Source organism: Pseudoalteromonas sp. SR45-5 (assembly GCF_014163565.1).
GTDB classification, from domain to species: Bacteria; Pseudomonadota; Gammaproteobacteria; order Enterobacterales; family Alteromonadaceae; genus Pseudoalteromonas; species Pseudoalteromonas distincta.
This window is the reverse complement of sequence record NZ_JACJDN010000040.1, coordinates 1-13,412: the sequence shown is the minus strand read 5'-3', so window position 1 is coordinate 13,412 and position 13,412 is coordinate 1. Positions and strand designations below refer to the sequence as shown.

Below are 13,412 nucleotides of genomic sequence, written 5' to 3'. Positions count from 1 at the left end.
TTCATCTTTTGAGCAAGGCGCTACTGAAGCTTTTAATTTAAGAGATACCTCTGACGGTATTGTGCCTGATTCAACTACTGCATCTATTTCACTTAATGAGCTAGGTATTACTAACTCATCACAACCTACAATCACCGGTATGAGCGAAAACTTAATCGGCGAAACGGTTAATGTAACGGTAACTGATGTTGATGGAAACTCTCAAGTAGTTAGTGTTGTAATTGGCCCTGATGGTACCTTTGAAATAACCCTACCAACACCAATTGCTGATGGCCCTGTAACGGTTGTTGTTGAAGCGACGGATCCTGTTGGTAATCCTATAAACGACACTATTTCAATTGAGGTTGATACAACACCTCCACTTATTGCTATTGATCCTGTTGCCGATTCTGCTTCGCAAACAGTGACAGTGACAGGGACAGTATCTGGTTTGAATACTGGGGATAATGTATCAGTCACGTTAACGGATAGTGCAGGTACGGTACAAACAATAGTTACTCAGGTTGATGCTCAAGGAAATTGGGTAATTACTACCACCTCACCTTTATCTGAAGGGGAGTTTAACGTAAGCGCTGTTGCGATTGATGCAGCTGGAAATCAAGCTATAGACCAAGCTTTAGCGAATGTAGATTTAACTGCTCCGGTAATCACCGTAAATGTAACTGATGAAACAAATAACTCAACACCACCACTTGTTGGAACAACAAATGGTGTTCCTGAGGACACTCAAGTAACAATTACTGTTACAGATAGTGCAGGACAAATACAAACATTAACTGCAGTTACCCAAGCCGATGGAAGCTGGAGTGTAGAAGTAGGGACTCCTTTACCTGAAGGTGATTTTACTGTTGATGCACAAGTAAGCGACAGTGTAGGAAACTTAGCATTAGCAAGTGATTCAGGAGTAATTGATTTAACGGCGCCTTCGGTACAAATTAATAATATTAACGACACTCAAGACACCACGCCAACGATTACAGGTAACGCGCAAGATGTACCTGCAGGCTCTATTATTAGTGTGGTTATTACCGATTTTGATGGTCAAACTCAAACATTATTAACCCAAACTAACGCTGATGGGGATTGGTCTATCGACGTAACTACGCCATTGGCTGAAGGGCAGTTTGAGGTTGATGCAAGTGTAAGTGATGCTGCAGGTAATCAAGCCCAAGCAAATAACCAAGGTGTTGTTGATTTAACAAACCCTGATATTACCGTTACTGCAATTGCTGATACTAACGATACTACACCAACATTTGTAGGTAGGGTAGAAGACGCTCCAGCGGGCTCTGTAATTACAGTATTAGTAACCGATATAAACGGTAACGTACAAACTTTAACTACTTTATTAAATGAAGATGGCACATGGAGTGTTGATGCTAGTGAAATCTTGCCAGGTGGTGAATTTACCGCAACTGCGTCAGTAACCGATGCTGCGGGTAATGAGGCATCTGCGCAAACAAACGGCGAAATAACGTTTGCTCCTATTTCAATTCAAATCGATGCAATTGCTAATACTAACGATACCACTCCATTTTTAAGTGGTAACACCGGTAATGTGCCTGCAGGTACAACCATTACTTTAACTATTACGGCAAGCGATGGCAGCACATTTACATTACTTGCAGTGACGCAAGAAGATGGTTCGTGGACTGCACAAGTAACAACTCCTCTACCGGAGGGCGACTTTACAGTAGTTGCTGCTGTTATAGATGACTCGGGTAATGAAGCGCAAGCAAGTGCAGTAGGTAATGTTGATTTAACTGTAAGTATTAATTTTATTATTGATACTAACGATACAACACCAACAATTAGCGGCTCTACACAAGACGTAGAACCTGGTGCGGTAGTAACCGTTACATTTACAGGAAGCGATGGCGTAGCAGAAACCGTGCAAGTAGTTACTGGTGCTGACGGAAGCTGGTCAGTTGAGGCAAGTAATGAATTAGTTGAAGGCCAGTTTAGTGTGGTTGCAACTGTAACTGATGCTGCGGGTAATACAGCTTCTGCAAGTGAAACTGGAGAAATTGATTTAACAGATCCTGCAATCACGATTAATCCTATTGAGGATACGAATGATGTAACCCCATCTGTAAGCGGTAATGTAATTGATGTACCTGCAGGGACCGAAGTTACATTAGTAATAACTGACAGTGAAGGTAATGAACAAACACTTACAACAACTACAAATACAGATGGTACATATACAGCGGATATTATTGCAGATCTCAGTGAAGGAGATTTCACAGTAACAGCGAGTGTTAGTGATACTGCAGGCAATAGCAGTACGGCAACTGTTACAGGTACGGTCGATTTAACCGCACCAAGTGTAACTATTAACAATATTGCTGATACAAACGATACAACACCTACTCTTACAGGCTCTACCCAAGGATTAGCATCGGGCAGTGAAGTAACTTTAATTATTACCGATAGTCTAGGGGCTGAGCAACAGTTAGTGACTACTATAAGTGCTGATGGTACTTGGAGTATTGAGATTCCAACTGCTTTAAGCGAGGGAGATTTTACAGTAACAGCTAATGTATCTGATAATGCGGGTAACGCAGCTCAAGATTCACAATTAGGCTCAGTTGATACCACCCCTCCTTTAGTTGCAATAAATGACTTTGCTGATTCAAACGATACAACGCCTACATTTAGCGGAACAACGAGTGATGTAGCACCGGGTAGCCTTGTTAGTGTTTTAGTTACTGATGCAAATGGTGAGTCACAAACATTGACGGCGGTTGTGTCAGAAGATGGAACTTGGCAAGTAGGTGCAACTCAAGCTGTTGCTGAAGGCGATTTTACAATTACAGCAACAGTAACAGACGCTGCGGGTAATGAAGCAAGCGATACTGTTAGTGGAACAATTGATTTATCAGCTCCAATTATAGCAATTAATACAATCCCAGATAGTGCCGATACTACTCCAACAATTTCAGGTTCTGTACAAAATGTACCAGCCGGAACAACTGTTACGTTAATCGTTACAGATGCTGGTGGTAATACACAAACAATTACAACACAAACGCTAGCTGATGGTAGCTGGACAGCCGATACTACTAATGAGTTAGTTGAAGGTGACTTTAGTGTTAATGCCATCGTTAGTGATGAAGCAGGTAACCAAAGTGAAGCTTCTGCACAGGGAACTATCGATAATACCGCACCAAATATTACGATTGATGCACTGGCGGATAGCAACGATACAACACCAACTATTTCAGGCACCGCAACGGGCGAACCAGAAGGCACGGTTGTTACTATTATAGTTACGGATGAAGCAGGTAACCCACAAACCATAACCACAGAAGTACAAGCCGATGGCACATTTAGTGTTGATGTTCCAAATGAATTAAGTGAAGGTGAATTTACTGTTGAAGTATCGGTTACCGATACAGCAGGTAATGAAACTACCGCAACAACAACAGGCGAAGTTGATACTGCTGCGCCAACAGTTATTATTGACCCATTAGGTGATACTAACGACACCACCCCAACCATTTCAGGCACCGCAACGGGTGAGCCGGAGGGCACGGTTGTTACTATTACAGTAACTGATGACGCTGGTAACCCACAAATAATCACCACTGAAGTACAAGCCGATGGCACTTTTAGTGTTGATGTACCAAATGAATTAAGTGAGGGTGAGTTTACGGTTGAAGTATCGGTTACCGATACAGCAGGTAATGAAACTACCGCAACAACAACAGGCGAAGTTGATACTGCCGCGCCAACAGTTATTATTGACCCCTTAGGTGATACTAACGACACCACCCCAACCATTTCAGGCACCGCAACGGGTGAGCCAGAAGGCACGGTTGTTACTATTACAGTTACTGATGAAGCTGGTAATCCACAAACCATAACCACAGAAGTGCAAGCCGATGGCACCTTTAGTGTTGATGTACCTAACGAATTAAGTGAAGGCGAATTTACGGTTGAAGTATCAGTTACCGATACTGCAGGTAATGAAACTACCGCAACAACAACAGGCGAAGTCGATACTGCCGCGCCAACAGTTATTATTGATCCAGTAGGTGATACTAACAACACCACCCCAACTATTTCAGGCACCGCGACGGGTGAGCCAGAGGGCACGGTTGTTACTATTACAGTAACTGATGAAGCTGGTAATCCACAAACTATCACCACTGAAGTACAAGCTGATGGTACCTTTAGTGTTGATGTACCAAATGAATTAAGTGAGGGTGAGTTTACGGTTGAAGTATCGGTTACCGATACAGCAGGTAATGAAACTACCGCAACAACAATAGGCGAAGTCGATACTGCCGCGCCAACAGTTATTATTGACCCAGTAGGTGATACTAACAACACCACCCCAACTATTTCAGGCACCGCAACCGGTGAGCCAGAGGGCACGGTTGTTACTATTACAGTTACTGATGAAGCAGGTAATCCACAAACTATTACCACAGAAGTACAAGCCGATGGCACCTTTAGTGTTGATGTACCGAACGAATTAAGTGAAGGTGAATTTACTGTTGAAGTATCGGTTACCGATAACGCAGGTAATGAAACCACAGCCACAACAACGGGAGAAGTTGATACCACAGCGCCAATAGTTACTATTAATTCACTAGGCGATACGAGTGATACAACACCGACCATTTCAGGCACGGTTAGCGGGGAGCCTGCTGGTTCAACCATAACTTTAACAGTGACCGATGCTAATGGTGCAGTACAAACAATTTCAGCACAAGTAATTGCAGACGGAAGTTGGACAGTAGAAGTACCTGCGGCTTTAGCTGAAGGGGCCTACTCTGTAGATGCAAGTATTAGCGATAGCGCTGGTAATGAAGGCACAGCAAGTGCTTCAGGCACAATTGATACAAGCGCATTGACTATTACCATTGATGTTATTGGCGAAACTAACGATCAAACACCTCAAATAAATGGTGATACTTTTAATGCACAAGTTGGCTCTCAAGTTGAAGTTCAGATCACTGACTCAGCGGGTGGAATAATTACTTTAACTACGGTTGTTGATGAAAACGGACTCTGGAGTGTTACTCCGCCAGCCGATTTGGCTGAAGGCACCATTTTAATTAGTGCGACAGTAACAGACATAGGTGGTGGAAGCGCAAATGCAGAGCTTGATGCTGTAATTGATATTACGCCTCCAACCATACAAGTAAATGAACTAGAAACAAGTAATGATACAACACCGGTTATTTCAGGTAACACAACTGACGTAGTTGCAGGCACAGTTATAAATTTAACGGTTACTGATTCTCAAGGGGTTGTTCGCACATTAAGCACAACAACAGATGCCGATGGTAATTGGAGTGTTGAACTTTCTCAAGAGTTGGCCTCGGGCGATTATTCTGTAGAAGCTGAAGTATCTGATGCTGCTGGAAATAGTGCTTCAGATACGGCTACAGGCAACATAGATACATCAGGGCCTAGCTTAACCGTAAACTTTGATACTGTAACTAACGACTCAACACCTACCATTTCAGGCACTAGTGATGCAGACGTTGGTACCAGCATCACGGTTGTTATTACTGATGATAACGGGGTTGAACAAACACTTACCACCACAGTAGATGCAAATGGTAACTGGGAAGTAACTCCACAAACAGATTTAAATGAAGGTGATAACACCATCGAAGTGAGTGTATCTGACGAAGCAGGAAATACGACAACAGTTACAGATACAATTACGTTAGACACACAAGCGCCAACGCTCACCATTCAAAACGTAGGCGATGTCAGCGACTTAACACCAGAGCTTCAGGGCACCAGTAATGAAATTGGTGGCACTGTTACACTCACCATCACCGACAGCGCAGGCGCTGTGCAAACCATTGAGACCCTAGTTGGCAGCGATGGCCACTGGAACATTGAGATTCCAGGTGCCCTTGCACAAGGTGACTTTACTGTAAGCGCGAGTATTACTGATGCGGCAGGCAACGAGAGCACAGCAAACAGCAGTGGTAATGTGGATACTATTACGCCAATCGTCACCGTTGATGCACTGGGCTTGGGTAACGACAGCACCCCAGTGATTAGTGGTACTTCAACAGAGCCTGAAGGCACCGTTGTAAACATTGTTATTACTGACAGCAACGGTGATGAACACCCAATCACCGCCACCGTGGATGCAAACGGTGATTGGCAAGCAACCAGCCCTGAATTACCGGATGGAAGCTACACCGTGCAAGCCAGTATCACCGATGATGCAGGCAACACCGGTGGTGCAACACAAACAGGCAACTTAGATACCTTAGCGCCGACACTGACGTTAGACACAGTCGGTGCCACGAATAACAGCACGCCAACAATTAGCGGGACATCGAACGCGCCAGCAGGCACGGTTATAACGATTAACGTCACGGATGCAGATAATACAGAAACGTTTACTGCAACAGTACAAGCCGATGGCAGCTGGTCAGCAGATGTACCGAACGCGTTAACTGATGGTCCACTCACTATTGAAGCAAGCGTTAGTGATAACGCCGGTAATACCACTACATTAAGTGAAACCGCAACACTCAACACCACGGCCCCAAGCATTAGTATTAATGCACTGGTTGACACCAACGACACCACTCCAACCATTAATGGTACAAGCGATGCGGCAGATAACACCACCATTAGCTTAACGTTTGAAGACAGTACAGGGAATATTACGACTGTTGATACAACCGTAACGGGTGGAGTATGGAGTGTCGATGCACCAACTGACTTAGCCGAAGGCGAATATACTGTCACCGCACAGGTAAATGATGGTCTAGGTAATATCGGCAGCGCCACCGAGACAGGTCAGATAGACCTTACTGGCCCGAGCCTTGTTATTACAGACAACGGTGTAGGGAACGACACCACGCCAACGATTGCAGGTACCAGCGATGCACCGCAAGGCAGTGAAGTAACGATTGTTGTCACCGACAGCAGCGGCGCAGCGCAAACCATGAGTGCCACCGTACTAGCCAATGGCACGTGGTCAATCCCTGTACCGGTAGCACTTGCAGAAGGTACATACACTATTAGCGCGAGTGTTGAAGATACCGCAGGCAACGACACCACCGCCACAGGCGCAGGTGAAATAGATACCACTGCACCGACACTTGTACTTACCAGCCCAGGCTCAAGTAATGACATCACCCCGACACTCAGTGGAACAAGTGATGCCGTTGAAGGCACGGTTATTAACTTCACGATTGTTGACGATCAAGGCAATACACAAACCTTTACCACCACGGTTGATGCAGACGGCAACTTCTCTATAGAAGTACCGACTGCACTGGCAGAAGGGCCGTATAGCATCGAAGCAAGTATTAGCGATGTGGCAGGTAACAGCACCGATATTACCGGCAACGGCACCATTGATACCACAGCACCAAGTGTGAGTGTAGATGCGCCAGTATTAACAAATGACAGCACGCCAAATGTGACAGGCACTAGTGATGCACCTAACAGCACCATCACGGTGACGTTTACAGATGCAGCAAATGCTACTCAAAGCATTGATGTACAAACCGATGCCAATGGTAACTGGAGTGCGACACCAACAGGCACATTAGCCGAAGGGAATTATAGCGTTAGCGCCAGCATCACTGATGCAGCGGGCAACACAGGTACAGGTACAGACAGTGGCGAAGTAGACGTAACTGCTCCTGAACTTGAAATTATTCCATCGTTTTTATTAGGTAATTTAGTTTCTCTTTCGGGGGATTCTGATTTACCAGGAGGCTCTGTAATCACTATTACAGAGTACCTAGTTGGTGGGTTAGTTGGCGCAACTTATACAGCAACGACAAATCCTGATGGTACCTGGGGGCTTGCAAACATAACAGTACCTTTACTAAACCTTGCCTATGTGACTGCCAGTGCAACGGATGCCGCTGGTAATGTCAGAACAATCAATACACTTGATTTTGATAACGTAGCACCAGAACTAACCGTTAGTGTTGATGCTTTATCTAATGACAGTACGCCAGTAATTAGCGGCACCACCGATATGGGGCAAGGCACGGTAATTAATATAACCGTGACTGATAGTGAAGGAGAAAGCCAAGCGTTTACTGCGACAGTTCAAGCCGATGGCGACTGGTCTGTTGCTGTACCAGCAGAGCTAGCGCAAGGTCAATACACTGTTGTTGCAGAGGTTAGAGACAGTGTTGGTAATTTAACAACGCAGCAGGCTCAAGGTGAAATAGATAGCGTTGCTCCTACATTAATTGTGAACGAAGTTAACGCGACAATAGATACAACCCCTACAATTTCAGGCACGAGTAATGAGATTGGTGCTGATGTAACCATTCTTATCGGCGGTCAAACACTAACAGCAACAGTGGGTACTGATGGCAATTGGCAAGTAGATGTCCCCGTAGCACTTGTTGATGGTGATTATACGGCTCAAGTAAGTGTTACCGATGACGCTAATAATATCAGCAACACGACAATTGATTTAACAATTGATACCCAAGTACCTGTTATTGTACTTAATGATATAACTGTATTTAACACTGAGACACCAGTTATAAATGGTACTTCAACTGAACCACAGGATACGGTGGTCGATATTGTTATTACAGATAGCAACGGTGATATACATACTTTAACCGCAATAGTTGATGATAACGGCGATTGGCAAGTTACGGCGCCAAGCTTGCCTGATGGTAATTATGATGTAGAGGTAAGTATTACCGATGATGCTGGCAATCAAGGTGTGGATACAGGCTCGAGCTTTATTGATACTCAAGCACCAAGTATTACTATAAACGCATTAGGTACAATTAATGACAGCACGCCAACTATTTCAGGCACATCCAATGAACCTGAAAACACGAGTATTACAGTAACTGTGACCGATGCAGATAGTACCGAGACTTACACAACTGTTGTTGGTGCAGGTGGTGCTTGGACTGTAGATATTACAGATGCACTGACTGATGGTGAAGTTACAGTTTCTGCAAGTGTTACTGATGCCGCAGGGAATGAATCAGTTGCAAATAGTACCGCAACGTTAAATACCAATGCGCCTACAATTAATATTAATACAATTGTTGATACAAACGATCAAACACCAGCAATATCAGGCACAAGTAGTGCGGCAGATAACACAGAAATCACGGTTGTCATAACTGACGTTAATAACGTTTCATATACTGTAACTACAACTGTGGTAGGTGGGATCTGGAGTGTTGATGCGACAGATATTCTACCTGAAGGTGAATTTACTGTTTCGGCAAGTGTAACTGAAGGAGGCTTAACGAGTAATACAACAGGTAGCGGTGTTATCGATTTAACTCCACCAGCACTTAATATTACACCGCTTACAATTTCAAATGATACAACGCCAACAATTTCAGGCACAACTACAGCTCCACAAGGCGCCATAGTCGCTATTTTAATTACAGATAGCTTAGGTGCAGAGCAAACGGTTAATGCTACTGTTGGTGCAAATGGCACATGGTCAGTCGCTGCAAGTACAGAGTTGAGCGAGGGCACTTACACGGTTTTAGCTTCAACAACAGATACTGCCGGTAATCCTGTAAACACAAGTATTACAGGGGAAGTTGACATAACAGCGCCAGTTGTGACCATTAACGATATTGCTGGAAGTACCGATCTAACTCCAGGTATTTCAGGAAGTGTGACAGGTGCTAATGTGGGTGATGCTGTTGCAGTGGTATTCACTGATGCACAAGGTAATGAGCACACTGTAAATACAACGGTTCAAACTGGAGGTGTATGGTCTGTAGAGGCAAGTAGCTCTCTTTCACAAGGAGATTATTCAGTTGAAGCATTTGTTACTGACAGCGCTGGTAATACCGGGGACGCAACAAATACAGCAACCATTGATACAATTGCTCCTGAAATTAGTATTAATCAAAGTTCATTAATACTAACTCAAGATAGCACTCCATTAATTAGTGGCACGTCTAACGAGGCAAATACAAACGTTATTGTTACCTTTACTGATTCTGCTGGAGTTTCTCATCAAATGACCGTTCAAACCGATGGCAATGGAGACTGGCAAGCGGCTGCTAATAATATTTTAGCTGACGGTGTTTACAGTGTTAGTGCAACTATTAGCGATGCTGCGGGCAATACTTCGGTCGACAATAAAACCGGTGGTGAGGTTGATACTGTGGGACCAGAGCTAACAATTGTGCCTTCCTTCCTATTAGGTCAGTTGGTTTCTTTATCTGGTACATCTGATTTGGGCGAAGGTAAAACCGTTACGGTTACTCTAGAGCTTGCAGGTGATTTACTCGATTTAACATACGATGTAACCACAGATGCCAATGGTGATTGGGAGCTATTAGGCCTAGCAGTTAATGTTATTGGCTTATCGGTTGTTGAAGCTTCTGCAACTGATGATGCTGGTAATACAACCACTATAACTACGGCTGATGTAGACGCTTCAACCCCAGTACTGAATGCGGTGGTTGACTTTGTAACTGGAGAAGGCGATTTACCAATAATTAGTGGTACGACCGACCAAGCACCAGGCACTGAAGTGCTAGTTAGAGTGGTGGATAGCGAAAATGTAGTACAAGAGCTTACTGCAATAGTACAAGATGACAATACGTGGGTAGTACAGGTACCTCAATCATTGGCTGAAGGTACATTTAGCATAACAGTTGACGTATTAAGTGAGGTCGGCATTACTACCACGCAACTACTTGACGGAGTTGTAGATACAATATCGCCAACACTTGGCTTACAGGTTATTGGTACAACATCGGATTCAACGCCAATTATCCAAGGTACCAGTGATTTAATTAATGGTGTTGTTGAAATACAACTTGATGGTGGTTCAGTTTTAACCACTACGGTTAATGCAGCTGGATTATTTTCACTCGAGGTAGATGTACTAACTGAAGGGCAACATGTGGCTAATGTAAGCATTACAGATGAAGCAGAAAACGTAGTTACTGATACGCTTGAATTCGTCGTTGATACGCTAGTGCCAGTGGTTGGAATTTTACCACTGAGCATTAGCAACACTGATATATTAACAATTTCAGGTACATCGGAAGAAACACCCGGTACAGACATTGACGTAACAGTTATTGGTAGCAATGGTGATGAAACAGTATTTGATGCTGTAGTTGGTAGCGATGGCACGTGGTCATTAGTAACCACCAGCTTATCAGATGGTGTTTATGATGTGTATGCGAGTATTACTGATGCCGCAGGTAATATTGGGCAGTCAGCCATTGAACAAGTAACTATAGACACCATTCCACCAGCGTTAGAGATAGATGCGTTTGGAGTACTTAATACTCTAACACCAACAATTACAGGCTCCAGCGATGAGGAAGTAGGAAGTTCAATTACAGTAAATATCACTGACTCAACAGCCGCAGTACAAACAGTTACTGCTACTGTTTTAGGCGATGGTACTTGGTCTGTCATTGCTCCTTTATTACCTGAAGGAGAAATTACAGTTGAGGCCATAAGTACCGATAGCGCTGGTAATACAACCACTGTAAATCAAATAGGTACTGTCAGTACAACCCTGCCAAGTTTGTTGATAAACCCAATAATTGATACAAGCGATACAACCCCTACTATTAGTGGTACTACCGATGTAATAAACGGCAATGTAGAAGTCGTTATTACTGACAGTGACGGTACCGCTACCACTTATAATACAACGGCTATAGCAGGTATGTGGACTCTAATACCTACAACACCATTAGCTGAAGGCGCCTTTACTGTAAGTGCTACAGTTGAAGACTTAGGGCTTTCAAGCTCTACAAGTCTTGGTGGAATAATTGATTTAACACCACCAACAGTTGAAGTTGATCAATTATCTGTAACCAATAACCCGCTACCGACTATAACAGGTATAAGTGATGCACCAGCAGGTACAAATGTGAGTGTTGTTATTACTGATGCTAATAACGATTCACAAACTATTACCGCTCAAGTTGCAGGCAATGGCACATGGTCAGTCACAGCTACCACCGCGCTTAGTGAAGGTAGTTTTAGCGCTACTGCGACAGTGAGTGATGCTGCGGGTAACTCATCAAGCGATACAATGGTGTCAAGTACAGACTTCACTGCACCAATTATAGTGATAGACCCAATTACAGTAGGGCAAGATACAACGCCTACTGTTACGGGGTCAGTAACCGGAAGTTTTGCAGGTGCAGCGGTTATAGTTATGTTTACAGATTCTGCAGGCGCCACTCACAATGTTGAAACAACCGTTGGCACTGATGGAACTTGGAGCGTGACATCAGCAGAAGTAATTCCTGAGGGTAACTACAGCGTAGATGTAAGCATTGCTGATGGTGCAGGTAATACCGGTACGCAATCATCAAGTAGCGCAATTGACTCAGGTATTACAATTGACTCAGGGTTAGTACTAACAGCAGAGCAAACACCTCTTGTTACGGGGACTGCCGCTCCAGGTGAGTCTGTAACTGTTACTTTTAGTGGTCCAACTGAAAGTATTGTATTAATAGAAACTGTTAATGCATCGGGTGTATGGAGTGCTACAGCTAATACTGACTTAGCTGATGGTGAGTACACAGTAACAGCTGTAGCAACTGATACATCAGGTAATACAACTTCAAGCGGTAGTATATCTGGATTGGTTATTGATACTACACCGATCAACTTTACAGTAGAACCTGAGTACTTACTTAATTTATTGGGTATAGGGATATTGGTTGGCTACGAAGGGACATCTGATGGCGGTGAGGGAAGTAAGGTCTATATTCTCGACTCATTAGTTTTAGGCATTGATTTAGCATTAACTTCAGCGCCATATGCAGTTGTAGATGCTCAAGGTAATTGGGACTCTACCAACTTAGATCTGAATGCTTTAGGTTTACTGGGTACAGGTCTTGAAAACACGTATTTCTATACTGTGGACGAAGCTGGTAATTACCAAGTTAAAAATGGTAATGATGTGTTTATCGAGTCCGGCAATATTTACACCTCTGAATCAGGCTCAGCCTCTGGCGACACAATCCCTACATCATTTAGCGAAGAGTCGGCTCTAGGCGATACAACCCCTAATGAAGTTTCAAGCAATAACGTATTAAGCACTGAAACGATTGATTTAGGTAACTTGAGTGGTCTATCAGCACCTGAGCAAACTGTGCAAGTGAGTTCGGCTGAACCGCTTAATATTAATGACGTAATCATTGATGAAGATGCAGAGCAGCTTATAGCGCTAAATACACTGGTTGAGGATGAAGGCTCTGCAATTGCTTATACTCCAGCTCAAAGTGGAGGAAGCATTGATGCAGCAGCACCTGCGGTTGATGTACAAAATCAATCGGAAGAGATGATTAAACACTTAATTGAAAGTAGTAATAATCAAACGGATATTTAATATCAATAAAGCCCTCTTAATTATTTTTTAAGGGGGCTTACATTATTAAGCAAATTAATATTATTTATAACGAAATTTA

Annotated in this window: 1 protein-coding gene; it reads left to right on the top strand. The window is 43.6% G+C overall.

Annotated elements, in window-relative coordinates; translation table 11 throughout:
* Positions 1 to 61 precede the first annotated feature (61 nt).
* Complete coding sequence (locus H5072_RS03075) at positions 62 to 13,333, top strand: Ig-like domain-containing protein (protein WP_310735868.1); 13,272 nt, start codon at positions 62 to 64, stop codon at positions 13,331 to 13,333.
* The last annotated feature ends 79 nt before the right edge of the window (positions 13,334 to 13,412 follow it).